Source organism: Streptomyces sp. NPDC005141, assembly GCF_053599975.1.
In genome coordinates, this window is sequence record NZ_JBSFYW010000004.1 from 179,773 (window position 1) to 204,099 (window position 24,327).

At 70.8% G+C, this 24,327-nt stretch carries 20 protein-coding genes; 9 read left to right on the plus strand and 11 right to left on the minus strand.

Going from position 1 to position 24,327, the window contains the following annotated elements; genetic code table 11:
* Positions 1 to 150: 150 nt before the first annotated feature.
* The 4 genes from ACWD68_RS04990 to ACWD68_RS05005 all read right to left on the minus strand — a co-directional run bounded on the left by ACWD68_RS04990 (position 151) and on the right by ACWD68_RS05005 (position 4,350).
* Entirely contained in the window at positions 151 to 1,116 is a 966-nt protein-coding gene (locus ACWD68_RS04990; RefSeq protein ID WP_451805078.1) for a sugar ABC transporter substrate-binding protein, read from the minus strand.
* An 86-nt stretch (positions 1,117 to 1,202) separates the two neighbouring features.
* Positions 1,203 to 2,216, minus strand: coding sequence for an ABC transporter permease (locus tag ACWD68_RS04995; protein WP_451805079.1), 1,014 nt, complete (start codon positions 2,214 to 2,216; stop codon positions 1,203 to 1,205).
* Positions 2,213 to 3,748, minus strand: coding sequence for a sugar ABC transporter ATP-binding protein (locus ACWD68_RS05000; protein ID WP_451805080.1), 1,536 nt, complete (start codon positions 3,746 to 3,748; stop codon positions 2,213 to 2,215). Before ACWD68_RS05000 ends, ACWD68_RS04995 begins: the two co-directional genes overlap by 4 nt.
* A gap of 38 nt (positions 3,749 to 3,786) precedes the next feature.
* The gene (locus ACWD68_RS05005; RefSeq protein WP_451805153.1) at positions 3,787 to 4,350 is read right to left on the minus strand and encodes a carboxymuconolactone decarboxylase family protein; all 564 of its coding nucleotides are present in this window, start codon (positions 4,348 to 4,350) and stop codon (positions 3,787 to 3,789) included.
* Positions 4,351 to 4,583: 233 nt separating this feature from the next.
* Between ACWD68_RS05005 and ACWD68_RS05010 the strand changes: the two genes are divergently transcribed.
* Positions 4,584 to 4,988 carry a cupin domain-containing protein gene (locus ACWD68_RS05010; protein WP_451805081.1) on the plus strand — a complete coding sequence of 135 codons (405 nt, stop codon included), beginning with the start codon at positions 4,584 to 4,586 and terminating at the stop codon, positions 4,986 to 4,988.
* A 153-nt stretch (positions 4,989 to 5,141) separates the two neighbouring features.
* Positions 5,142 to 5,576 (plus strand): (2Fe-2S) ferredoxin domain-containing protein, encoded by a 435-nt coding sequence (locus tag ACWD68_RS05015; RefSeq protein WP_451805082.1) that lies wholly within the window; start codon positions 5,142 to 5,144, stop codon positions 5,574 to 5,576.
* A gap of 110 nt (positions 5,577 to 5,686) precedes the next feature.
* Here ACWD68_RS05015 and fusA read toward each other — a convergent pair whose 3' ends face one another.
* Both fusA and ACWD68_RS05025 read right to left on the minus strand, forming a co-directional pair.
* Positions 5,687 to 7,777 carry an elongation factor G gene (fusA, locus tag ACWD68_RS05020; protein ID WP_451805083.1) on the minus strand — a complete coding sequence of 697 codons (2,091 nt, stop codon included), beginning with the start codon at positions 7,775 to 7,777 and terminating at the stop codon, positions 5,687 to 5,689.
* Positions 7,778 to 8,167: 390 nt separating this feature from the next.
* Positions 8,168 to 10,177: an RICIN domain-containing protein gene (locus ACWD68_RS05025; RefSeq protein WP_451805084.1), complete on the minus strand. Its 2,010-nt coding sequence runs from the start codon at positions 10,175 to 10,177 to the stop codon at positions 8,168 to 8,170.
* 313 nt (positions 10,178 to 10,490) lie between these two features.
* Here ACWD68_RS05025 and ACWD68_RS05030 point away from each other — a divergent pair, with 313 nt between their 5' ends.
* Entirely contained in the window at positions 10,491 to 11,240 is a 750-nt protein-coding gene (locus tag ACWD68_RS05030) for an MBL fold metallo-hydrolase (RefSeq protein WP_451805085.1), read from the plus strand.
* A gap of 22 nt (positions 11,241 to 11,262) precedes the next feature.
* Here ACWD68_RS05030 and ACWD68_RS05035 read toward each other — a convergent pair whose 3' ends face one another.
* Positions 11,263 to 12,120 (minus strand): GNAT family N-acetyltransferase, encoded by an 858-nt coding sequence (locus ACWD68_RS05035; protein WP_451805086.1) that lies wholly within the window; start codon positions 12,118 to 12,120, stop codon positions 11,263 to 11,265.
* A gap of 260 nt (positions 12,121 to 12,380) precedes the next feature.
* Positions 12,381 to 13,112, minus strand: coding sequence for a chaplin (locus tag ACWD68_RS05040; protein WP_451805087.1), 732 nt, complete (start codon positions 13,110 to 13,112; stop codon positions 12,381 to 12,383).
* 268 nt (positions 13,113 to 13,380) lie between these two features.
* Between ACWD68_RS05040 and ACWD68_RS05045 the strand changes: the two genes are divergently transcribed.
* From ACWD68_RS05045 to ACWD68_RS05055, 3 genes are all read left to right on the plus strand, one after another.
* Entirely contained in the window at positions 13,381 to 14,958 is a 1,578-nt protein-coding gene (locus ACWD68_RS05045; RefSeq protein WP_451805088.1) for an alpha/beta hydrolase, read from the plus strand.
* Positions 14,959 to 15,148: 190 nt separating this feature from the next.
* Positions 15,149 to 15,697 carry a DUF4232 domain-containing protein gene (locus ACWD68_RS05050; RefSeq protein ID WP_451805089.1) on the plus strand — a complete coding sequence of 183 codons (549 nt, stop codon included), beginning with the start codon at positions 15,149 to 15,151 and terminating at the stop codon, positions 15,695 to 15,697.
* Between the two features lie 147 nt (positions 15,698 to 15,844).
* On the plus strand, positions 15,845 to 17,413 hold the full coding sequence (locus tag ACWD68_RS05055; RefSeq protein ID WP_451805154.1) for an FMN-binding glutamate synthase family protein: 1,569 nt from the start codon (positions 15,845 to 15,847) through the stop codon (positions 17,411 to 17,413).
* A gap of 21 nt (positions 17,414 to 17,434) precedes the next feature.
* Here the strand turns inward: ACWD68_RS05055 and ACWD68_RS05060 are convergent, their stop codons facing one another.
* Together ACWD68_RS05060 and ACWD68_RS05065 are read right to left on the minus strand one after the other, a co-directional pair.
* Entirely contained in the window at positions 17,435 to 18,697 is a 1,263-nt protein-coding gene (locus tag ACWD68_RS05060) for an arginine deiminase (RefSeq protein WP_451805090.1), read from the minus strand.
* 33 nt (positions 18,698 to 18,730) lie between these two features.
* The gene (locus ACWD68_RS05065; RefSeq protein WP_451805155.1) at positions 18,731 to 20,149 is read right to left on the minus strand and encodes a basic amino acid/polyamine antiporter; all 1,419 of its coding nucleotides are present in this window, start codon (positions 20,147 to 20,149) and stop codon (positions 18,731 to 18,733) included.
* A 270-nt stretch (positions 20,150 to 20,419) separates the two neighbouring features.
* On the opposite strand from ACWD68_RS05065, the gene ACWD68_RS05070 reads away from it, so the two are divergent.
* Positions 20,420 to 21,433: a Gfo/Idh/MocA family protein gene (locus ACWD68_RS05070; RefSeq protein WP_451805091.1), complete on the plus strand. Its 1,014-nt coding sequence runs from the start codon at positions 20,420 to 20,422 to the stop codon at positions 21,431 to 21,433.
* Here ACWD68_RS05070 and ACWD68_RS05075 read toward each other — a convergent pair whose 3' ends face one another.
* Positions 21,434 to 21,586: a hypothetical protein gene (locus ACWD68_RS05075; RefSeq protein WP_451805092.1), complete on the minus strand. Its 153-nt coding sequence runs from the start codon at positions 21,584 to 21,586 to the stop codon at positions 21,434 to 21,436.
* A 125-nt stretch (positions 21,587 to 21,711) separates the two neighbouring features.
* Between ACWD68_RS05075 and ACWD68_RS05080 the strand changes: the two genes are divergently transcribed.
* Positions 21,712 to 22,392 carry a TetR/AcrR family transcriptional regulator gene (locus tag ACWD68_RS05080; RefSeq protein WP_451805093.1) on the plus strand — a complete coding sequence of 227 codons (681 nt, stop codon included), beginning with the start codon at positions 21,712 to 21,714 and terminating at the stop codon, positions 22,390 to 22,392.
* A 308-nt stretch (positions 22,393 to 22,700) separates the two neighbouring features.
* Positions 22,701 to 24,164: a PP2C family protein-serine/threonine phosphatase gene (locus ACWD68_RS05085; RefSeq protein WP_451805094.1), complete on the plus strand. Its 1,464-nt coding sequence runs from the start codon at positions 22,701 to 22,703 to the stop codon at positions 24,162 to 24,164.
* Positions 24,165 to 24,327: the final 163 nt, after the last annotated feature.

Here is a 24,327-nt window from a genome sequence, read left to right on the forward strand (position 1 = left end):
GCGTCCGTCCCGGGGACGGACCTCGCAGCGGTGCGGGCCTGGGTCACGCCGGCCCGGAATGCCCCCATAGCCTCTCTATCAGGACATACCGGTGACGACGGACGGGTGGCTCAGGACGCTCCGAGGAAGGCGACGCTCATCGTGCGGGCGCTATGACGTGGGGCAGTACTGCGGCGCCTCGGTCAGGTTGTCCTTGGTGACCAAGAGAAGAGGAATGTTGGCAATCTTGTCAACCTTCGGTTTGGCCAGCAGACTGACGGTGCTCTTCACCGCCGTCTCGCCGATGACCATCGCCGAGTTGGCCACGGTGGCGGAGAAGCGGCCGTCCTTCACGGCGGCCAGACCCTCGTCGGTGCCGTTGACGGTCACGATCTTCACCTCCTTGGCACCGGCCGCGTCGAACGCCTTGCGGACGGCGAAGGCCATCTCCTCGTTGGCGACGAAGGTGTAGTCCAGGTCGGGGTGGGCCTGGATCATGTTCTCGGCCACCTCCTGCGCCTTGACCGGGTTGAACATGCCGGGCTGGTTCGCGACCACCTTCGCGCCGGCCGGCAGCTCCTTGGTGAAGCCGTCCACGAGCAGGTCGGAGGCAGCGCCCGGTGCTCCCGCGACCACGCCGATCTTCACGTCCCTGCCCGCGGCGTCGGTCCGGATCCAGTCCGCGTCCAGGGAGCCCACCTTGCGGAGGTCGACGACGGCCGCGCCCAGGATGTCGGCCGAGTCGGTCGGGACCACGGAGGTCAGGTAGATCGGGATGCCGGAGGCCCTGGCCTTGGCTATGTCGCCCTCGAGCGCGTCGACGTTGACCGTCTGCACGATCAGCGCGCTCACCTTGCGGGAGATCATGTCCTCGATGTTGGACAGCTCGGTTCCGGAATTCTGGTGGGAATTGGCCGTGTAGACCTTGGCACCCTCCGACTTCGCCGTCTGCTCGACGGCTTTCTGCAGACAGGTGTGGAACGCGGTGTCGGCGCCGTTGACGAACCCGAGGGTGACGGCGCCGGAACTCGCCCCGGCGGTAGTGGCGTTGTCGTCCTTGCCACAGCCGCTCAGCACCAGGGTGGTACCGGCGACCGCGGCGAACAGCGCACGGCGGGAGCGGGCGGAAAGTCTCATGGTGGATCGCCTTTCATGACGGGCCGAGGGCAGGGGGAAGCACCTGCGGAAAGCGGGGGGAAGGAAAGGGAGGGCGTGGTGCCGCGTCAATGCCGTGCGGCGCGGGCCTTGTGGAATTCGTTGGCGACGGCCGCGACGAGCAGGACACCGCCCACGGAGACCTGCTGGTAATTGCTGCTGACCTGCAGGAGGTTGAGCGCGTTGGCCACCACACCGAGGAGCACGACGCCGAGCGCGGTGCCGATCACGGTGCCGTGGCCGCCCGCCAGCGAGGTCCCGCCGATGACGACCGCGGCCACGGCGGTCAGCTGAAGGGAGAGGCCGCCCGTGCCGGGACTGCTGGAGCCGAGCCGGGACAGCAGCATCAGACCGGCCATGCCTGACAGGGCACCTGTGACGGCGTACAGCGTGAGCTTGCGCGCGGTGACGTCGATGCCGCTGAGCCGGGCCACGTGCTCGTTGCCGCCGATGGCGAACGCGTCGCGTCCGAACACGGTGAACCGCATGACCAGAGCCGTCGCGACCAGGACCAGGACGGCCAGGACCAGCAGGTAGGGAATGCCGAGGATCTTGTCGTTCCCGAGCGAGAACATCCTGGTGCCGATGGAGACGCTGACGCTGTCGAGCACCAGGAGCGCGACGCCGTCGAGCAGCGTGGCGGTGGCCAGGGTGACCACGAACGGAGCCACGTTGGTGAACGTCACGACGAGCCCGTTGACCAGGCCGATCGCCGTCGCGAGCAGGATCGAGGCGACCACTGTGAAGACGGTGGAATGACCGTGCGACAGCAACTGTGCCCCGAGGGCGGTGGTGACGGAGACATTGCTGCCCATGGAGAAGTCCATACCGCCCGCGGTCATGAGCAGGGTGAGACCGGCGGCGATCACGGCGGTGACGCTCACCTGCCGCAGGATGTTGATCACGTTCGTGTCGGTGGCGAACGCGTCGGTCCGCAGCGCGGTGGCGACCACCACGACGACGAGAACAGCCGTCAGACCGGTGTGCGGAGCGCGCCGCAGCGCGCCGAGCCGGTTCCCCGGCCGCCTCCGGTCGTGCGGGTCGCCGACCCCCGGGGCATCGGGAAGTGTCTTGACACTCACTGGGGTTGACCTCCGAGTGCGGTGGCGACGAGTTCGTCGCGGGTGATGGCGGTGATGGCGTGTTCGGCGACCGTGCGACCCGCGCTGACGACGATCACCCGGTCGGCGAGCCGCATGACCTCCTCGGCGGACGAGGAGGCGAGCAGCACGGCCGCGCCGCGCGACGCGAGGTCGTCGACCAGGGTGTGAATGTCGGCCATGGCCGCGATGTCCACGCCGTTCGTGGGGTCTTCGAGGAAGCAGGCGACCGGCTCGGTCTGCAGCCACTTGGCCAGCAGCACTTTCTGCTGGTTGCCGCCGGACAGGGCGCTGACCGGCGGATTGCCGGCGAGGGAGACCACTCCGTAGCTCCGCCTCAACGGCATTGCTCGGCGGGCTAGTTCGGTACGCCGGTGCAGTCGCCGACGGGCGAAGCGGTCACCGGCGAGCATCAGGTTCTCGTCCAGGGACATCCCCGGGACCAGGCCGAGCGCCCGTCGGTCGCCCGTGACGCAGCGCAGACCGCCGGCGAGCGAGGCGCGCACCCGGCCGAGTGGCACCGGGGCACCGTCGACGAGGAGTTCGCCGCTGTCGGGGCGGCGGCGGCCGGAGAGCAGGTCGAAGAGCCGGGACTGTGCGTCGCCGGCCGGCCCGAGCACCGCGACGATCTCCCCCTTGCGCACCTCCACGTCGAGGTCCCGCACAGCCCGGCCGTCGCACAGACCGCGAACCGCGAGGCCGATCTCGGCCTTGGGGGCGGGGCGTTCGGACCTCCGCGAGACGACGTCCCGGCCGACCATGCTGCGCACCAGCGAGGCCGGGTCGAGCTCGGCGACCGGTGCGCTGCGCACCACGGCTCCGTCCCGCAGCACGGTGAGACGGTCCGCGACCGCCATCACCTCGTCGATGTAGTGCGAGATGTAGACGACGGCGACGCCCTCGTCGCGCAAGGTGCGCACCAGGTCCCTGATCTGCTGGGCGGCCTCCGCGCTCAGACAGGCGGTCGGCTCGTCGAGGATCAGGATCCGGCCGCCGCGCCGTACCTCACGCGCCACCTCCACCATGGTCTGCTCCGCGACGGTCAGCGAACCCGCGGTCCGGTCTACGTCGATGTCGATGCCGAGCCCCGAAAGAGCGTGCCTCGCCTCGGACTTGAGCGTCCTCCAGTGCACGGCGCCGTGCCGGGTGGGCAGATCGCCCAGCATGACGTTCTCGGCGACGGTCAGTCCCATCGCCAGTTCGCGGCGCTGCGGAACCGAGGCGATGCCGAGCCGCCGGGCCCTGCGCACGGTCAGCCCGTGCTGGGCGTGCCCTCCGACCTCGAGGGTGCCGCCGTCCGCCTGGTGCACCCCGGAGAGGATCTGCACCAGCGTCGACTTCCCGGCACCGTTCATGCCCATCAGCGCGTGGACTTCGCCGGGGTACAGGTCGAGGTCCACGTTCGTGAGCGCGGCCGCCCCGCCGAAGCTCTTGGTGACCCCGCGGACGCGCATCACGGCATCGTGCGGGGTTGCGGCACCACCGGCCGCCGGCGTCGGAATGCTGGGTGTCACGGCGGCGCCTCCTTGCGTGTCCCGGTCCGTGAGAGCGGTCACGGCCGAGGTCCGTCGGGAGCGTGGCCGACACGTCCGTAGCCGCGGATGTCGGGGAAGGGGGGCTCGCGGTCGGCCTGGAGGTCCACCTGGAAGGTGTTCAGGCACATCCCGAGCATGGTGAAGTTGCCGAGCGCGCCGATGGTGTCCACCAGGCCCCTGGAGCCGAAGTGGCCGAGCGCCCGGGCGAAGGTCTCGTCGGAGACGAAGTGCTCCTCGAGGATCTCCCGGCAGAACTGGTAGAAGGCCTGGTCCGCCGCGTCGTCGAAGACCGCCTCGCGCTTCTCGGCGACGGCCTTGACGGCGGCCTCCGGGACACCGGCCTCGATCGCCTGGTGCACATGCGCGTTCCAGGAGTACTGCGCGTCCCAGTTCCGGGCGGCCATGAGCAGAGTGAGTTCGCGCAGGTGCCTGGGCAGACTGCAGTCGAACCGGGCGAAGGCGCCGAGGGATTCGGCGCGCTCGCACATCTCCGGGCTGTGCAGCCAGACCCGGAAGGGGCCACGGACGGCGCCGCGCCGGCCGGCGATGCGGGCGGCCAGTTCCTGCTGGCGCGGATCCATGTCCTCATCGGTCAGAACGGGGAGCCTCATGTGGCTGCTACCTGCCTTTTCTTTCCGGCGTGTTTCAGGCACGTACGGGGAAGCCGTGCGATGCCAGCCGACGGTACAGCCGGGTGCGGGAAGCTCACCCTTCTCGGAGTGCAAGGTAAAACTGCACGCCGGAGGGCACCCATTCACGGTGCCGCGACCTAACGTCGGTCGACGCAACAGCGTTGACGGGAGAGGAACTCCGGATGGCCACGATCATCAAAGCCGCGTCCGTGCCCTTGCTGGACCGGGGCGGTGCCGTCGTGACGACGCCGCTCATCACCACACGGTCGGCGGGCGGGGAGAACCGGATCACCAGCGGAATGAGCGTGTATCCGGTCGGCTCCGGAGCGCCTTTGCACTCGCACAACTGCGACGAGCACGTGACGATCCTCGAGGGCGAGGCGGAAGTGGTCGTCGACGGCGAGGTGACGAAGCTGGAGCGGTTCGACACCACCTACGTCCCCTCCCCCGTCCCCCATCTCTTCAGGAACATCGGCGACGGCCCGCTGCGCATCCTGTGGGTCTACTCCTCGGGCCGGGTGACCCGGACCTTCACCGGGACCGGCAGGACGGTCGAACACCTCTCGGACGAGGACCAGATGGGCTGACCGCTCCACGCACAGGGCGGCGGCCGGCGCGCGGGACGCGTCTCGTACGGTGATCATCGGCGTCCGGGGCATCACGTCCGCGCGCGCCGGACACCCCGCTCGGGAGGAATCGCGTGCGGGACCGCTCGATCCCCTCGTGAAAGGCCGCATCCCGTGCCCGTCGACGCCCCGCGCGACCGTGTCCGTACGGCGGCGATCGGTGCCGCCCGTTCGCGGCCGTGCACCCTCGTCGTCTGCCGAGGCTGCTGCTGCGGCGATCCTCGGAAGTTCCCTGACAGCGATCACGCCTGGCAGCTGGAGCGGTTGCGGGCCGGCGCCGAGGCCTCCGGGGGTCGCTTCACCGTACGGAAGACGGACTGCCTCGGGCCCTGCGACCAGGCGAACGTGATCGTGGTGCAGCCGTCGGGCGAGGGCCGGCGCCGCGGCGGCCGGCCGACCTGGATCGGTTTCGCCATGGACGACGACTGCACGGACGAGCTGCTGGCGTGGGCCACCGCCGGGGGACCGGGCGTCGCCGCGCCCCCGGCCGCGCTGGAGCTCCAGTTCGTCCGCCCGCCCCACGAGGCCCGGGCCCGCAAACGGCGTTGAGGTCACGGAGGGCGGCTTCCCCTCGGCGAGGACACCCGCGCCCCCACGAGACGACGACGGCCCCGCCCTCAGGAGGGCGGGGCCGTCTTCAGGAGCGGATCCGCACGCGGCTACCGGGCCGGTGCCCCTTGCGAGGGCACCGGTGCGAGGCCGGTGGGCCGGGTGGTGAAGACACCCCGGCCCTGGGTCCGGCTGCGCAACCGGGTCGCGTAGCCGAAGAGTTCGGCCAGCGGCACGGTGGCGGTGATCACCGTCGTACCCACCCGGGTGAGCGAGCCCGAGACCCGGCCACGCCGGGCCGCGAGGTCGCCGAGCACCCCGCCCACGGCGTCCTCGGGCACGGTGACGGTGACCTCGACCACCGGTTCCAGCAGGAGCATGGCACTGGCGCGCAGCGCCTCACGCAGCCCGTACCGCCCGGCGGTACGGAACGCCATCTCCGAGGAGTCCTTCGCATGGGTCGCCCCATCGGTGAGGGTGACGCTCACCCCGGTCACCGGATGACCGCCGAGGGGACCCTCGGCGAGCGCGTCCCGGCAGCCGGCCTCCACGGCACGGACGTACTCCTGCGGTACCCGGCCGCCGACGACCGTCGAACGGAACACGAAGCCCGCCGGACTTCCGTCGGTGCCGCCCGGGTCGGTCCCCAGCGGCTCCACGTCGAGGACCACATGGGCGAACTGCCCTGCGCCGCCGTCCTGTTTGACATGCCGGTACACCAGACCCGACACCCCGCGGGCCACCGTCTCGCGGTAGGTCACCCTCGGCCGCCCGACGGCGACGTCGAGCCCGTGGGCACGCCGGATCTTCTCCACCGCCACCTCCAGATGCAGTTCTCCCATGCCCGACAGCAGCGTCTGCCCGGTCTCGGGGTCGGTGCGGACGACCAGCGAGGGGTCCTCCTCGACCAGACGCGTCAGCGCCGACACCAAGCGGTCGGTCTCGGTGCTCCTGCGTGCCTCGACCGCCACGGACACCACCGGATCGGCGACGGCCGGCGGTTCGAGGAGCAACGGCGCCGAGGGGGCGCACAGGGTCGCCCCGGCCCGGGTGGACTTCGGCCCGATCACGGCGACGATGTCACCGGCCCCCGCGCGCTCCAGCTCCGCGTGGCGGTCGGCGCGGACCCGCAGGATCCGTGCGATCCGCTCGGTGCGTCCCGTGCCCACGTCCACCACCGCCTGTCCCTTCTCCACCGTGCCCGCGTAGACCCGTACGTACGTCATCCGCCCGGTGGCGGTGGCGTTCACCTTGAACACCAGCCCGGCGAACGGCGCCGCCGGGTCCGCCGCCCGTTCCTGTTCCGCGCCGCCGTGCGTGCCGCGCACGGCGGGCACGTCGAGCGGCGAGGGCAGATAGGCCACCACGGCCTCCAGCAGCGGTTCGATGCCACGGTTGCGGTAGGCCGAGCCGCACAGCACCACCACTCCCTCACCGGTACGGGTCAGGTCGCGCAGCGCTGCCGAAAGGGTCGCCGCGGAGACGGTGGAGCGGGCGCAGAACTCCTCCAGCGCCACCGGGTGGAGTTCCGCCACCGCTTCGTCCAGCAGCCGGCGTCGCCGTCGGGCCTCCTCCAGCAGCTCCTGCGGCACCGGGCCCTCCTCGGCCGACTCGGCGCCGTCGGTCCACACCAGCGCGCGCATCCGCAGCAGGTCGACCACCCCCGTGAAGGCGTCCTCCGTTCCGATCGGCAACTGGACGACCAGCGGTGCCGGATGCAGCCGTTCCCGGATCGACGCGACCGCGCTGTCGAGGTCGGCGCCGGCACGGTCCAGCTTGTTCACGAAGGCGATCCTCGGAACGCCGTGCCGGTCGGCCCGCCGCCACACCGACTCGCTCTGCGGCTCGACGCCGGCCACGGCGTCGAACACCGCGACGGCGCCGTCGAGAACACGGAGCGAGCGTTCCACCTCGTCGGAGAAGTCGACGTGGCCCGGGGTGTCGATCAGGTTGATCCGGTGGCCGTCCCAGGCGCAGCTGACGGCCGCCGCGAAGATGGTGATGCCACGGTCGCGCTCCTGGGAGTCGAAGTCGGTGACGGTGGTGCCGTCATGGACCTCGCCCCGTTTGTGGGTGGTCCCGGTGAGGTAGAGGATTCGTTCGGTGACGGTGGTCTTACCGGCGTCGACATGGGCGAGGATGCCCAGGTTGCGGACGGCGGCGAGGGAGTCGGTGAGGTGGAGGTGCAGGTCGGTACGCACGGCCCAGGGCCTTTCGGACGATCCGGAATCGGGTCGGCGCGATTCCCGGACGACACACCTGTGATCAGGTGGTGGAGGACCTCCGGCAGGCAGGGTGCACGGCGACCGGGCGTGCGGTCGCCACCGTGCTGGGGAGGTCAGAAGGTCGTCGCGGGCTTCCGGTTCCGGCCGCGCAGCCGGTACCGGGCCCACGGAGACACGAGGATCACCTCGTGCTGTGACCGGGGAACGACGACAGCGGTGCGGTAACGCACGGCCCGGCTCCCCTCGTTCGTCACGACACACGCGGCGCCGAAGGGGCGGCGTGTGATTCCGTGGCGAGTGTAGGGAACCGGGCGCGGGCCGCGCACCGGGTTTTCCGAGGTCCGCTCAGGCCGCCGTGTCCATCACTCAGTTGCGGCTCCACTGCTGGTTCGTTCCGCCGTTGCACGACCACAGGACGATCGGTGTGCCGTTCGCCGCGCCGTTGCCCGACGCGTCGAGGCACAGACCGGAGACCCTGTTGGTGATGGTGCCGGCCGCGTTGACGGTCCACTTCTGATTGGTGCCGCCGTTGCAGTCCCACAGGACGACCCGGGTGCCGTTGGCGGTCCCGCTGTTGTAGGCGTCCAGGCACTTGTTGCCGTAGACGACGAGTTCGCCGCGCGAGGTGGCGGTGAACGTCTGGTTCTGGCCTCCGCCGCAGTCCCAGAGTTCGGCCTGGGTGTTGTTGGTGATGGCGCTCTTGAAGAAGTCGAGGCAGCGTCCGGAGCCGGTGCCGACGATCGCGGCGCCGTTGGTTCCGGGCAGGGCGCGGACCGCGACGGCGTCGACGTCGGGCGCGGTACCCGAAGCCGCCGCGAAGGTCAGGGTGTTGGAGCCCTTGCCCAGGGAGGCCAGGACGGAGACGGTGCGATAGGTGCTCGACGACCCGGTGGGCGGGAAGGCGAGGGTCTGCGCGTACTGGTCGTTGACCCGGAAGGCCGCCCTGCGGGCCGTGGAGCCGCCGTTGGCGTAGCTGATGTCGACGAGCTTCGTACCGGCGGCGGCCGCGCCGACGCCGGTGAAGGTCGGCGTCGTGGCGGAGGTGGTGTCCTCGTACGTCGACCCGGAGCCCTCGGTGCCGACGACCGTGAGCAGGACGGCCTCCCCCGCGGGCACTCCGGTGGTGTAACCCGTCGTGTAGGAGCCGACGTCGGAGGCCGACCACACGTTGCGCACCGTGGCGGAGGCGGTGGTCAGGCCCATGTCCGCCCAGCGGGCGGTGATGTTCGCGTTGGCGGATGTCCGGTTCAGCAGCAGGATCGCGCGCTTGCCGGTGCCGGAGAGGACCTTGCTGTAGACCTGCAGACCCGTCGTGTCCTCGGCGACCTCGACGCCCTGAAGACCGCGCGGGTCCTGGTCGATGGCGATGACCTCGGAGTTGGTGAGGACCGACGCGGTCGACGGGCTCATGGTGGCCAGGTTGTTGCCCGCGAGCAGGGGCGCGCCGGAGATGGCCCACAGTCCCATGTGGGTGCGGTTCTGGGCGGCGCTCAGACCCGTCATGCCGACGGTCATCATGTCGGGGTCGTTGTAGAAGCCGGTGTGCTGGGCGGCGGGGTGCAGCGACTTGTCGAAGTTCGCGAGGACGTTCGCCATCGAGGGGTTGTCGGGCCAGTAGACGATGTCGGTGCTGGTGCGCCACAGCTCACCGGTGCCGGCGGCCCAGTTCCAGGGGTTGCCCGTGCCCCATTCGCACAGCGACAGGACGAGCGGGCGTCCGGTGACCGCGGTGGCGGCGGTGTTCGCGTCGCGGATCGCCTTGTACGTCGTCTCCTGGTCGAGGCCCTCGGCGTCCCCGCCGCACCAGTCGACCTTGACGAAGTCGAAGCCCCAGTTCTGGAAGGCCTGGAGGTCCTGCTGGTTGTGGCCCTCCAGTCCGGTGCCGGGGGCGGGCGGCGTGGTGGAGGGGGTCGGGTAGTAGTAGCCGCAGCCGTTCTTTCCCGCGTCGGTGTAGATCCCGGCCTTGAGACCCTTGCCGTGGATGTAGTCGGCGATGGCCTTCATGCCGCCCGGCCACTGGGTGGTGTCGACGCTGATGTTGCCGCCGCTGTCGCGGGCGCCCTGCCACCAGCCTTCGTCGATGTTGACGTACGTGTATCCGGCGGCGGCCATGCCGGAGGAGACGAGGGCGTCCGCCTGGGCCTTGATCGTGGTGTAGTCGATGGCGCCGGCGAAGCTGTTCCAGGACGCCCAGCCCATCGGCGCCGGGGTGACCCCGATCTGGCTGGTGACGACCGCGGCCGGCTCGGCCCGGAGCGGCGCGGCCGAGCGGCCGAGTCCGGTCAGTCCGGCGACGGCGAGGAGCAGGACGACGCAGTGGACGCCCGCGCGTCTGAGGAGGTGCACGAGAAACGGCGTGTTCGAAATCGGGGACATGCGGCTCTCCCTTGGGGGGTTTGTTCGCAGACTCGAACAAAAGTCAACGCGACTCGCCATATGGCAGCGCCTGGACCGGGTCGCGTCAAGTTCCCTGCCACAAAAGGCCGTTCACCCTCGGGCGGCTCTCGACCGACGCGGGGACGCCCGGGACGTGAGGCGCGGGCCGCGCGTCACCTCACGGAGGGAGAGGAACGGAGAGGACGAAGGGGACACGGAGCGGCGGCCGTACGCCGGCAAACGCGCCCTCGCGATACCTTCGCCCTGTCAGAGCCCCTGGGGCCACCGGCAGGTCTTCACCATCGGGATGGACATGCGCGAGGAAGCGATCGTCGAGGCAGCCACCGGAGTTCATCTGGTGCACGGCAGCAACACGAACTGGGTGGTGCTGACCGAGGGCGACTCCGTCACCCTGATCGACACCGGGTATCCCGGCGACCGCCGAGAGCTCCTGGCGTCGCTGAAGGCCCTCGGCCACGCGCCCGAGGCCGTGAGCGCCGTGCTCATCACGCACGCGCACAACGACCACCTCGGCTCCGCCGAGTTCCTGAACAGCACCTACGGCACTCCGGTCCAGCTGCACGCGGCCGAAGTGCCGCACGCGCGCCGCGAGTTCCTCCACCAGGTGAGCGTCGGCCAGGTGATGCGACAGGCGTGGCGCCCCGGCGTGCTGCCCTGGGCGGTGCACGCCATCCGCTCCGGCGGGACGGCGGACGTGCGCATGACGAAGCCCGAGGCCTTCCCCCACGAGGGCCCGCTCGACCTGCCCGGCCGGCCGGTCCCGGTGCACACCCCCGGCCATACGCCGGGCCACTGCGTCTACCACCTGCCGGACGCCGGGGTGCTGATCTCCGGTGACGCCCTGGTGAGCGGCCACCCCACGTCACGGATACGGGGTCCGCAACTGCTGCCCGAGATGTTCGACACCGAGCGCGCCGGCGCACTCGCCTCGCTCGACCGCATCGAGGCCCTCGCCGCCGATGTGCTGCTGCCCGGGCACGGACCCGTGCACCGCGCCCCGGTGCGCGAGGCGGCCCAGCGCGCCCGGGAGCTGGCAGGCTGACACGGATCGACCGCCTCGACCGCTACCCGAGTTCCAGCGTGGTGACCCCGTGGACCCTCGCGCCCGCGAAAGCCCTGACCGGCCCGGTGTACATGCGGGCCGTCTCGAATGAGGGGGTGAGGCCGAGCTTTTCGACGAAGGCGACGGCCACCGCGTTCGTCTCGGGCACGTCGATGGCGACCGGCCTCCCGTCCGCGTCGGCGGCGAGCGCGGTGAACAGGGCCTCGGCGTCGTCGGCGGTGTCGGCGAACAGGGGGCCGATTCGCAGGGAGTCACGCGCCGGGCGGATCACGGCGTACCCGCTCAACTGCCCGTCGTCGGTGTGCCGGACGAAGGTGCGGTGCCCGGGGGCGGTCAGCCACGACTGAAGGAACACGGGCCGGTCGGCGGGATAGCACGTGCTGTCGTACGCCGTGATCGCCGCGCGATCCGCCGGTTCGGCCGCCCGCACTCCCGACGGCTCCTCCCCGACCGGGGCGACGCCGCCGAACCGGACGGTCCGATAGGCGAGTTCGAAACCGGACTTGCGGTAGTTGTCCTGCTGGGCGACCACTCCGTCGAGTCCCACCGTCCGGCCACCGGCGTGGGCGAGGGCCGTCCGCCAAGTGGCGAGGCCGTAGCCGTTGCCGCGGGCGTCGGGGCGTACGAGGTAGAAGCCCAGGAAGGCGTAGTCGGGGCCGTAGTTGACCACCGAGATGGCCGAGACCGGCTCCCCGTCGACGCGGCCGACGAAGAAGCCCTCGGGGTCCTGGGCGAAGAAGCTCGCGCTGTCGGACAGACCGGGATTCCATCCCTCGTCCGCCGCCCAGCCGCCGACGGCCTTCCAGTCGTCGAGCGAGGCCTGGCTGACGACGAGGCCGTCGGGTCCCGGAGAGGTCATGGGGGCGCTCCAATGCGTACGGGTCGCGGGGTGCGCCGGCCGGGCGCACGCGCAGCATCCTTACCGATCTCCGTGCCGATCGCAGCGACGAGCACCCCGCGCGGGAAGGGATTCGGCCACTTCGGCACAGGCCTCCGCCTCGCCGGGGCCGACTGGTCCCGGTTCCGGCCGACGGGCACGGAGAACCCGGCGAGCAGGACGCGGAGGAAGCTCCACCGGTCACCCGTCCGGTGGAGCCTCCGGTCCGTGATCGCCGTGGGTCAGCGCACCGCGGCGGGCCGGAACCGGCGGTACAGGACGGCACCGCCCAGCAGCAGCGCCGCGCTCGCCGCGAGGGCGGGCATCGTCTGATCCGTACCGGTCTGGGCGAGGGACGCCATGGAGCCGCTCTGCGGCCGGACCTGCGCCGGCACTCCGGGGTTCGGGTGGGCCACGGGCGGGGTGGACGGCCTCGGGATGGGGCTGTCGGGGTGGTGCGGCTGCCGGGGCTTGGCGCCCGAAGTGGTGGCGGACTCGTTTCCGGCGGACGCGTTGCCGAGTCCGACCACGGTCGCGGAGTTGCCGCTGACGTTCACCGGGAGGTCCACCGGGAGCTGGAGGCCGTTGCCCGACAGCACACCCGGCGAATCCTTTCCGCCACCGTGCGCGACCGCTCCTCCACCCTTCTGTGTGCCACCTCGGTGGGTGCCACCGCCCTGCGCGACACCACCGCCGTGCCTCCCTGCGCCTGGCCGGGCGGCCCCGTCGCCGTCGCTCCGACTGGCACAGCGGTTGCCCGCGGCGGGGTTGAGGAGCCCGGCCACGTTCAGCGTGTTCCCGCACACGTTCACCGGAACGTGCACCGGGAGCTGGACGGTGTTGCCGGAGATCACTCCGGGCGAGCCTGCCGTCGAGCCGTCCGCCGCGGAGTCGGCGTAGGCCGGCACGGTCGCGGCCAGCGCGCCCGAGGCGGCGGCCGCGGCGATCAGACCATTTCGGGTCACCCGTTTCATGGGTTCACTGCCTTCCAGAACGAGGTCGCGGGCATTCGCCCACAGTGCCTAGAACGCGTGTGAACCATCCGAGTTATGGCTTATCGGGCTTTCACCCCATCGAGCGTCCCGCATTTCGAACGGGCGCCCCGGCACGTCCGGAAGGCGCCGACGGGCAGGGTAAGGCACGGCGGTGGGTTCCGCTCGCCCAGAGGCGTGCCCCTGAGGCCGCGTCTATCGTGATCCGGGAGGTATCGCCGGTCCACCGCGGGCGACCCTGGAGGCATGCATGCTGTCCATGCACCAACGCTTCGCGATCGTGGGAGCCGCGACCGCGACGCTGGCCCTGCTGGCGGCGGGTCTGCCGACGACGGCGACCGCCGCCGAAGACCCCGGCCTGTCCCGCTTCTACGGGCAGAAGATCACGTGGGCGGCCTGCAAGGGCGAGGGCATGCCCGAGGATCTGCAGTGCGGCAAGGTCACCGTCCCGCTGGACTACGCGAGGCCGGACCGCGGCACACTCGACCTGGCCCTGGCCCGCTACCGGGCGACGGGCGACTCACGGGGTTCGGTGCTGCTGAATTTCGGCGGTCCCGGCGGCGCGGGGGTCCCCCAGCTCGCCGCGGGCGGCAAGGACTTCATGGGCCTGACGAACGGCTACGACGTGGTGACCTTCGACCCTCGTGGCGTCGGCCGGTCCTCGCCCGTCAGCTGCGGCGAGGGCATGGACGAGATCTTCGAGGCGACGGACGGCAGCACCGACGTGCCGACGGCTCTCGAGGTGGTCAGGAAGGCCGCCGCCGAATGCGCCGAGCACTCCGGCGCCGTGCTCCCCCACATCGGCACGGTCGACGCCGCCCGTGACATGGACGTGATGCGCCAGGCCCTCGGCGACAAGAAGCTCAACTACCTCGGCTTCTCGTACGGAACGCGGCTCGGTGCGGTGTACGCGGCCCAGTTCCCCAAGAAGACGGGGCGGATGGTGCTCGACGGTGTCGACACCCTCACCGAACCGATGACCGAGCAGGGACTGACGGGCGCCGAGGGACAGCAGACCGCGCTGGACGACTTCATCGCCTGGTGCACGAAGAGCATGGCCTGTCCGTTCGGAAAGGACGCGCGCAGCGCCCGCGAGCAGGTGGTCCAGCTCGTCGACTCGCTCGACGCGGACCCGGTGCCGTCGGACTTCGGCCAGCAGTTCTCCGGCCAGGACCTGGTGGGGGCGCTCAGCCAGGCGCTCTACAGCAAGGAGATGTGGCCCACCCTCGAACAGGCCCTCACCCTGCTGATCCAGGACGGCGACACCCACGGACTCATCCAGCTGTCCGGAGGCGCCTCCTTCCCCGAGGCGACCCCGGCCGCCCGTCGGCTCCAGAAGGGTGACGGCGGCCTCGTCGACGTCGAGGACATCCCCCTCGACAATCTCCCCGCCGCTCTGATGGCCATCAACTGCGCCGACGACCCCGACCGGCCCAGCGCCGAGCAGGTCACCCGGCAGGTCGAGAAGCTGCGCGCCGCGTACAAGGAGGCGTCACCCGTCTTCGGCCAGTACCGGCTCACCCAGGTGCTGATGTGCTACGGCCGCCCGAAGGGCACGGACTACATCCGCGACGACGTCCGCGACGTCGGCGGCCCGAAGAAGCTGCTGGTCGGCACCCGCGGAGACCCGGCGACCCCCTACCGCTGGACCCTGGAGACCGCCGAGCGCCTCGGCTCCTCCGCGGTGGTGCTCGACAACAAGGGCGAGGGGCACACCGGCTACGCGTCCTCGAAGTGCGTACACCGCAAGGTCGACGACTTCCTGCTGTACGGATCGCTGCCGGCCAGCGGCAGTTCCTGCGGCGCGGAGGAATCGGACAGGGACTGACCGCCGGCCCACTGCCCCGAACGGCCGAGCGGCATCCCCCGGACGATGACAGAACAGGCGCGGATACGTAACACAGACAAGTCGGTTACAACCTCTCGTACCCCCCGAAGGTCACACTGGGCAGGCGTCGCCTTCATCCGGCCCGCCGGACCCGCACCCGCACGTGCCCACAGCAGGGGGAACATCACCGATGCGCATCCGACCCGTCCTCGCCCTCTCCACCATCGCCGCCGCGCTGCTCCTCGCGGTACCCCAGAGCGGTGCGGCGGCCACGCCGTCCGCACAGCCCGGCGCCCACCCGTCCAAGGCCGCCGCGCAGCTGAAGAAGTGCTCGGCCAACGCCCTCAAGCTGCGGGCCGGGCAGTCCTCGGACCGCCGCGTGCTGCACCTGCGCGTGACCAACCGGTCGAGCCGCGCCTGCACCGTCGACCGCATCCCCGTCGTCACCTTCGGCAACCTCGACGGCGCGGCCCTGCCGAAGCCCGCCGGACAGAGCGCTCCGTACCGGATCGCCGCGGGCAGGACGGCGTACGCCTCCGTGCTCACGATCGCCGACCGGTCCGACCCGCAGGCCCGCCGGGTCCGGTCGATCACCGTCTCGGCCGATCCCGCGCGCTTCGGGCGTTCCTTCACCGCGCGCGAACTGGGCGCCGGCAGCACCGTCCGGGTGTGGGAGCCGGTGACGACGTGGTGGAAGCCGTCCGCGGCGGCCGCCGACCGGGTGCTCGGCCTCCGCTGAGCGGTGCCATTCCGGGGCCCGCGCCTGCTCGCGCGGCGCGGGACCCGGGGGCTGTCCGTGGCCGGCCGGTCGCGTACCCCGCCCGATCCGCGGGTGTTCCGATCGGCGGCTTTCGTTCCCATGGGTTTGACTCATGATGTGCGCCGGATGCTCTCGCTGCTGCTCGTCGCCCTCGGTGCGGCCGGGGCGCTGGTCCTCGTCCGCGGCGTCTCGGTGTGGTGGTGGTGCGCGGCGGCCCCGCTGCTGGCGCTGACCGTGCTCGGCTGCTGGGACCTGGGGCAGCGACGTCACTCCGTGCTGCGGAACCATCCCCTGCTCGGCCATCTCCGCTTCCTCCCGGAGACGCTGCGCCCGCGGCTCCGCCCGTACTTCGCCGAGCGGGACCACGAAGGACGGCCGTTCGACCGCCAGGTGCGCGCCCTCGTGTACGAGCGTGCCAAGGACGTAGAGACCGAGGAGCCGTTCGGCACCGGGCGTGATGTGTACGCCGACGGCCACGAGTTCCTGGAGCCGTCGATGCGTCCGGTCGAGGTACCGGACGAGCCTCCCGTCGTCCGCGTCGGCGGCCCCGACTGCACCCAGCCGTACGACATGGCACTGCTCAACGTCTCCGCGCTGAGCTTCGGAGCTCTCTCGTCGAACGCGATCATGGCGCTCAACCGGGGCGCGGCGCTGGGGCGTTTCGCACACGACACCGGTGAGGGCGGCCTGTCGGACCACCATCTGCGGGGCGGCGGCGACCTCGTCTGGGAGATCGGCACGGGGTACTTCGGCTGCCGCACCTCCGCGGGGGACTTCGAGGCGCGGGAGTTCGCGGACAAGGCCGCGCTGCCCGAGGTGAAGTGCGTCTCCCTGAAACTCTCCCAGGGGGCGGAGCCAGGGACCGGCGGGGTCCTGCCCGGAGCGAAGGTGAGCGCCGAGATCGCCCGGGCGCGTGATGTCCCCGAGGGCGAGACCGTGGTGTCGCCGCCGCACCACCGGGTGTTCTCGACCCCGCGGGAGCTGGTGCTGTTCATCGCGCGGATGCGGCAGCTGGCTGGCGGCAAGCCGACCGGCTTCAAGCTCTGCGTGGGCTCGCGGCGCCAGTTCCTGGCCGTCTGCAAGGCGATGCTCGCCGAGGGCGTGACGCCCGACTTCATCGTGGTCGACGGTTCCGAGGGCGGCACCGGGGCCGCGCCCCAGGAGTTCGCCGGCACCCTCGGCGCGCCGCTGACCGAGGGCCTGATCACGGTGCACAACGCGCTGGTCGGCACCGGGCTGCGCGACCGTGTCCGGATCGGGGCGAGCGGCAAGGTCGCCACCGGCTCGGACATCGTCAAACGGCTCCTCCAGGGCGCCGACTACACCAACGCGGCCCGCGCGATGATGTTCGCCCTCGGCTGTCTCCAGGCCCAGCGCTGCCACACCAACAGCTGTCCGGTGGGCGTGGCGACCCAGGACCCCCGCCGGGTCCGCGCGCTGGACGTGGCCGACAAGTCCGAGCGGGTGCGCCGCTACCAGCGGGCGACCGTGCGCAGCGCGAGCCGGATCATGGCCGCGATGGGCGCGCGGGATCCTGGTGACCTCACGCCCCACCGTCTGCTGCGGCGCGTCGGCCCGACGGCCGTACGGTCGTACGCCGAGCTCCACGAATGGCTCGCGCCGGGGGTACTGCTCGCCGGGCCGCCCTCGTCCTGGGCGGCGGACTGGGCCGCCGCCGATCCGGACTCCTTCTGAGGGTCACAAGGCGGCCGGGTGTCAGAAGTCGACGGGGTCCCGCACGATCGGGCAGGTCATGCAGTGCCCGCCGCCGCGCCCGCGTCCCAGCTCGGCCCCGACGATGGTGATGACCTCGATGCCGGCCTTGCGCAGCAGGGTGTTGGTCTGGGTGTTGCGGTCGTAGGTGAACACCACGCCGGGCTCCAGGGCGACGGCGTTGTTGCCGCTGTCCCACTGCTGCCGCTCGGAGGCGTACACGTCGCCGCCCGTCTCGACGACCCGCAGTTCGGACAGTCCGAGCGCCTTGGCGACGACATCGGTGAAGGCGCGTGAGCCCTCGTCGGTGAGTTCGACGCCGGGTGCCTTGTCGCTGGGCCGCAGCGAGAAGGTGTGCACCGAGTCCATGATGGCCGGATACAGGGTGACGAGGTCGCGGTCGGCGAAGGTGAAGACGGTGTCGAGGTGCATCGCGGAGCGCAGTTTCGGCAGGCCCGCGACGATGACGTGCTCGGCCGCGCCGTTCTGGAACAGCGCGGCCGCGACCTGGCTGATGGCCTGCCGCGAGGTGCGCTCACTCATGCCCATGAGGACGACGCCGTTGCCGACCGGCATGATGTCGCCGCCTTCGAACGTCGCCTGGCCCCAGGTGAGTTCGGGGTCACCCCACCAGACGGTGGAGCCCACGTAGTCCGGGTGGAAGGAGTAGATCGCCTTCATCAGGAGCGTCTCGTCGTGGCGGGCCGGCCAGTAGAGCGGGTTGAGGGTGAGGCCGCCGTAGAGCCAGCACGTGGTGTCACGGGTGTAGAGGGTGTTGGGCAGCGGTGGCATCAGGTACTCGCGCACGCCGGTCGATTCACGGGCGAGGCCGAGATAGCCGGAGCGGAACTCGTCGGGCAGGTCGGCGGTGGACAGTCCGCCGATCAGGTACTGGGCGAGGCGGGCGGGTTCGAGGGAGTCGAGGAAGGCCCGGGTGGTGTCGACGAGGCCGAGCCCGACCTCGTTCGGCGTGATCTTGCGGTCCAGGAGCCAGTCCTTCGCCGCGGGGAGCGCCATGGTCTGGGCGAGCAGGTCGTGCAGTTCCACGACGTCCACACCGTGTCCGCGGAGCTTGTTGACGAAGTCGGCGTGGTCGCGCTGGGCGTTCTCCACCCACATCACGTCGTCGAAGAGCAGGTCGTCGGCGTTGGTGGGAGTGAGCCGGCGGTGGGCGAGGCCGGGTGCGCAGACCAGGACCTTGCGCAGCCTGCCGACCTCGGAGTGGACGCCGTACGCCGGACGGCTCGTGGTGTCTTGACTGGTCACGGTGTGCCTTTCTCCAGGTCGGAGGCTGACGGGTCAGAGGCTGATCCAGCCCAGCGCCAGGGCGGTGATCCCGAGGACACCACCGGCGATCGAGACGACGAGGATGACGACTTCGCGGGGCGAGAACGGTGCTCTGCCCTGCTCGCGTCGCGCCATCACGAACAGCACGGTGGCGGGCGCGTAGATGATGAAGGAGACGAGGATGAACCTCAGTCCGGCCGCGTAGAGCAGGAACGCGGTGTAGACGGTGGCGAGGGAGGCGACGACGAGGTCGCCGCCGAACCTGCCCCGGGTGATCTTCACGGCGAAGGCCGCCGCCAGCAGGAACGGGATGAGCGTCAGCGCGCTGGTCAGGTCGAGCGCGAAGTTGAAGGCGTCGTCCGAGAACAGGGTGACGACCAGGACGACCTGGGTGAGCAGGGTCGTCAGGAGCAGCGCGGGCACCGGCACGTCGGCGGCGGTGGAGCGGGACAGGAAGCGGGGCATGTCGTCGTCCTTGGCCGCGACGAACAGCACTTCGGCCGCCATCAGCGTCCAGGCGAGGTAGGCGCCGAGCACCGAGACGATGAGGCCGACGCTGACGAAGACCTGGCCCCAGGTGCCGACCGCGCTCTCCAGGACACCGGCCATCGACGGCTGCCTGAGCTCGGCGATCTCCCCCATCGGCATCAGCCCGTACGACACGATCGTGACCGAGGCGAAGATGGCGAACACGCTGAGGAAGCCGAGGACGGTCGCCCGGCCGACGTCCTCGCGGCGCTTGGCGTGCCGGGAGTAGACACTGGCCCCCTCCACGCCGAGGAACACGAACACCGTGGCCAGCATGGTGCCCTTGACCTGCTGGAAGAGCGAGCCCGCGTAGTCGGCGCCGCCCCAGTTCTCGGCGAAGACATGAGGTTTCAGATAGAAGAGCGCCAGGACGATGAAGACGAGGATCGGCACGATCTTGGCGACCGTGACGATGCGGTTGATGGCCGCAGCCTCCTTCACCCCCCGCCGGATGAGGAGGAAGAAGGCCCACAGGCCGACCGAGGAGAGCACCACCGCGAGGACGGTGTCCCCGTCGCCGAGCGCGGGGGCGATCGCCCCGATGGTCGACATGATGAGCACCCAGTACGTCACGTTGCCGACGCAGGCGCTGGCCCAGTAGCCGAAGGCCGAGAAGAAGCCGAGGTACTCGCCGAAGCCCGCCTTCGCGTACGCGTAGACGCCGGCGTCCAGGTCGGGTCTGCGGATCGCGAGCCGCTGGAAGACGAAGGCGAGCATGAGCATGCCGGTGCCGGCGACGGCCCAGGCGATCAGCGCGCCCGCCACGCCCGTCTCCTGGGCGAACCGCCGCGGGAGGGAGAACACACCGGCGCCGACCATGGAGCCGACGACCATCATGGTGAGGGTGACCAGCGTCAGTTTGGCGGCCGGTGGCGCATCGGAATCCGTGTCGACCTGCGTCATGGGCGTCCTGCGGAGACGGGCATCGTCGTGCGCGACCACGATGCGGGGCAACGTCATCTGGCGACCTGAGCGACACTAACAACCAATTGCCCTGAATGCCCGATAAAAGCAAACAACTAACCGTATCCGGCAACCGCGTCCACGACGGGGGCCCGGGCGCATGTGGCGCGAAAGGCATCGTCGGGGTACTGCGTCATGGATCTCTCCGGCCGACAATCGGATCACCGGGACGGAACGATCCCGAGTTGTCGTCGGAGAGGTGCGCACCGCGTGAGCGAGTTGTTGGGTGTGGCGGTACTGGGTGCCGGACACATGGGGGCCGACCATATACGTCGAATCGACCAGGTAGTGAGTGGTGCCAGGGTCGCCGCAGTGGCGGATCCCGACACCGATCGCGCCGGAGAAGCGGTGGCGGGCATCGACGACGCCTCGGTCCACGCCGAGACGGAGGCCGCACTCGACGCACCCGGTGTGCGGGCCGTACTGATCGCCTCCCCGGGCCCCGCGCACGAGGAGGCGCTGCTCGCGGCCTTCGCGCGGGGGTTGCCGGTGCTGTGCGAGAAGCCGCTGGTGCCGGAGTCGGCCGGGGCGCTGCGCGTGGTGGAGGCGGAGGCGCGGCTCGGGCGGCGACTGGCTCAGGTCGGGTTCATGCGCCGGTACGACGCCGAGTACCAGCGCCTCAAGTCCCTACTGGACAGCCGTCGGCTGGGGCGCCCGCTGATGCTGCACTGCACGCACCGCAATGTGTCCTCGCCGCCGGGCTTCACCTCGGCGATGCTGGTGAACAGCTCCGTCTCGCACGAGATCGACGCGGCGCGCTGGCTCCTCAGCCAGGAGCTCACGGCGGTGACCGTGCTGCGCCCCCAGCCGTCCGCGAACGCTCCCGAAGGCCTGATCGATCCCCAGTTCGTCGTGTTCGAGACGTCGGGCGGCACTCTGGTCGACGTCGAGGTGTTCGTGAACTCCGGGTTCGGATACCAGGTGGGGTGCGAGGCGGTCTGCGAGTCGGGGACCGCGCGCATCGGCGACGAGCGCGGCATGTCCGTGACGACGGCGGGCGGCAGGCACGAGGAGGTCGCGCAGGACTATCTCGTCCGCTTCGCCGACGCCTACGACCGTGAGGTGCAGGCGTGGGTGGACGCCACCCGGGCCGGCCGGGTCACCGGTCCCGGCGTCTGGGACGGGTACGCGGCGTCCGCCGTCGCCGAGGCGGGCGTCCGGGCACTGGAGAACGGCGGCCGGGTGGCCGTCGAGCTGGCCCCGCGCCCGGACCTCTACGCCTGATCAGCCGCTGACGCTCGCGGCGCCCGTCTCGAGGTGGCCGGTGAACCGGCGCGACCGGCTCGCGCCGGAGCCGACCGTGATCGTGACGTCGACCGGCCGTCCTGGTACGCCACCACGTGGAAGCGGTCCGCCGTCGTCCGACGCCGCGCGCACGGCCACACTGTAACGACTTATCGCAACAGTGATAGTATCTAACAAACATGCTCCTCGGCGTCCCGTCGGCCCAGAAGCCGAACAGCCCGCCCGAAGACCCGCACCCGACACGAAGAGGCGACGACATGACCGCAGACACCCGGACCGGGACGGGCCCGCGTGACCGGTTTCGCGCGCAGGTACAGCAGGAGGTCAAGGCGGCGGCACTGCGCCAGCTGGCCGAGGGCGGCCCCGAAGCACTGTCGCTCAACGCGATCGCCAAGCAGCTGGGCATGACCGGGCCCGCGCTCTACCGCTACTTCGCCAACCGCGACAGCCTGCTCACCGAACTCGTCGTCGACGCCTATGGAGACCTGGCGTCGGCTCTCTCCCGTACCGCGGAGGCATGCACGGCGGACGCGGTCACCCGGCTGACCGAGCTGGTCCGCGCCTACCGGCGCTGGGCACTGGCCGAGCCGCACCGCTACCGCCTGCTCTTCAGGGCCCCGCTCCAGGGCTACGACGCCCAGTCCGCGAGCCTGGTCGAGGCCTCCCAGCCCGCCATGACCGTGCTCCTGGACGCGGTGAGCGCCCTCGCCGAGCCGGGCACGCGAGTCCCGGAAGACGCGGCCGCGGAGTTCCAGGCATGGCGGGAACGCCACGGCCTCGCGGACGTCTCGGAGGCGGTCGCCGTGCGCTCCACGATGCTGTGGGCCCATCTGCACGGTCTGGTCGGCCTGGAGATCGAGGGCAACTTCACCTCGATGGGCATCGATCCGTCCTTTCTCTACGAGGCCGAGGTGAAGGACTTCGTGCGCTTCCTCTGAGGCGGCGGGCGATCGGGCGACATTCCACGGCCCGAGGACTCGCACACATGACCCTCGAACAGGAGAATGAAGGCAGGATCCGAGTACGTCACGGGGACCTCAAGTCACGTACGGTGTCTACGACTTGACCCTGAACGACACCTACCGCATCGGGACCACTCGCCCGGTCCGGGAGGACTGCGGCATATACCAGAAGCACCACCGTATCGGGTGTTGCCAAATCCCTTACAGCGCGTCGCGGGCTGTGCGACAGTCGTAACGGTCCTTCCGTCAGCCTAGGTCGTACCGTTCCCGCATCGGAGTACGTCATGCCCTCCCATCTCTCTGCGGACCGCCCCGCCGCTCAGCCGCCCCGGCGCGGCACGGTCGACGCGCTCATCTCGCAGACGCGGCATCTGCGCGGTGAGGTGGACGCCGTACGGCGCGAGGCACCCGTCGACGACGAGGACGCGCAGGGACGCTGGCAACGCGCCCTGTGCAATCTGGCACTCCATCAACTGAACGACCTGGACGGGCACTTGGCGCAGCTGCGGGACGGCCCGCCGGCCGTGCCCGTCCAGTCCACGGACGCCCCCGCCACCCTGGCCGCGGCGACCGCACCCCGGCGCGGCTCGCTGCTGAGCCGGGTCGGCAGCGCTGAATGGAACCTGCTGACGGACGCGGCCAGTTGGTCCGGTGAGCTCTACCAGATCCTGGGCCGCGACGCCTCCGCTCCCCCGCTCACACTCGACGAACTCCCCTCACTGGTCCTGGACGAGGACCGCTCGATGCTGACGACGATGGTCACCGACTGCCTGATCGACGCCAAGCCCATCGACGGAGAGTTCCGCATCGTGCGCCCCGACGGCGGAGTGCGGACCGTGCACATGATGGGTGAGCCCGTCCTCGGCGCCGACGGCAGCACCGCCTCGATGTGGGCCGTGCTGCGCGATGTCAGCGAACTGCGCCGCAGCCAGCGGACGGTGGGTGAGACCCGTGAATCGCTCCAGCGTCAGCAGCACGTCGCCGAGACCGAGCACCGGCTCGCGGTCGAGCTCCAGGAGGCCGTGCTGCCGCCTTGGCGCGGCTCCCTGCGATTCCCGCGCCAAGGACCACGGGCCCTGGACGTGGCCGCCCACTATCTGCCGTCCTCGACCAGCGCGCTCATCGGCGGCAACTGGTACGACGCACTCGAACTCCCCGATGGGGAGACCCTGTTGAGCGTCGGCGATCTCACCGGCCACGGGGTCACCGTGACATCGGGCATGGCGATGCTGCTCGGTGCCCTGCGCGGCATGGCCGTGGCGGGCACCAGGCCGGGGCAGCTCCTGTCCTGGCTGAATCAACTGCTCGACGCCACCGTCCAGCCCGCCCTGGGCAGCGCCGTCTGCTGCCGCTATCAGCCCGAGACCCGCACCCTGAGCTGGGCGCAGGCAGGACACCCTGCCCCGCTGCTGTTCCGCGACGGGACGGGGCGTGCGCTGGCCGCACCGGACGGCGTACTGCTCGGAGCCACCTCCGGTGCCGTCTACGGGCAGGCCGAAGAGACCCTTCACGTGGGCGACCTGCTGCTCCTGCACACCGAGGGACTGGTGCCCCGGCGATCGGGGTCCCCTCACCCGGAGGCCGGGAGTCGGGGAGGAACAACGGCCGTCCGGAGCCTGCTCGACCTGGCCCCGCGCTTCGACGGGGCCCGAACGGCCCAGGACTGTGTACGGATGGTTGTCGAGGAGTTCGGCGATACCGAACGCGAGGACGACGCCTGCGTGCTCATCGCCCGGATCGGATCCTGACGCCGGAGACCGATGACACCGGTGCCCGATGACGGAGGAGGCCGACGACGGAGGAAGCTGGTCAGGATCGGCTTCGGCCGCTGAGGGCTGACGCCCTTGTCAGCCGAGCCGCGGCGGCACGCGTCGCGCTGCGACCACGCCCGGAACACCGACCCACGTAGGA